Source organism: Vibrio sp. Vb2131, assembly GCF_033338535.1.
Taxonomy (GTDB): domain Bacteria; phylum Pseudomonadota; class Gammaproteobacteria; order Enterobacterales; family Vibrionaceae; genus Vibrio; species Vibrio alginolyticus.
Genome location: NZ_JAWOSW010000121.1, coordinates 1 through 575 on the forward strand (window position 1 = coordinate 1; position 575 = coordinate 575).

Annotated in this window: 1 protein-coding gene; it reads right to left on the reverse strand. The window is 53.6% G+C overall.

The window, feature by feature from the left end; genetic code table 11:
* A partial coding sequence (locus R7E38_RS23190) for a hypothetical protein (RefSeq protein WP_318082195.1) occupies positions 1–575 on the reverse strand: 575 nt, incomplete at both ends.

Sequence of the window (575 nt, forward strand, 5' to 3'; positions counted from 1 at the left end):
CCTCCTTCAGCTTATCCTGCTCCTTCTGATACCTCTCCTGGAGCAGGCGCTCTTGCTCCTGCTGCCACTTCTCCTGTCGCCTACGCTCCTCTTCCGGGTCCCACGCCCAGAACTTAAAAGGCGTGCTCGCGGGGGACTTCTCACTGCTTGGGGAATCCGCTTGAGAATTGAGATTTGGCAAATGTAGTTGGTCGGTTTCAGGCATTTTGTCAAGAAATGGAAATGTCAAGGTTGCTTCCGGTTCTGGGGATTTTGGCTTTGCCACCTTCTGGGACAGTACTAACTCCACCTTCCCGCTCATCTCGTTTTCTGGCTTCTTCTGGTCTTGTTCTTCTGGTACTTCATTCCTCAGCTGCGGGCTGGAAGAAAACTCCACCAGGGCCACGGTTGGGCTGCACCGAGTCACGGTTGTTGTAAAATGCTGTGGCTCTGCCGAATCCAGCTCCACATCCCGTGCCCCTGAGCTCTCTTCACCGTTCTCATCATCTCGGCCGTTTGACTCAGTTTCCTCAGAGGCTGCTGTCAGTTCCTGGGGAGGAGAATTTGGCTTCTTGATGTTGATCTCGATGCTGTTG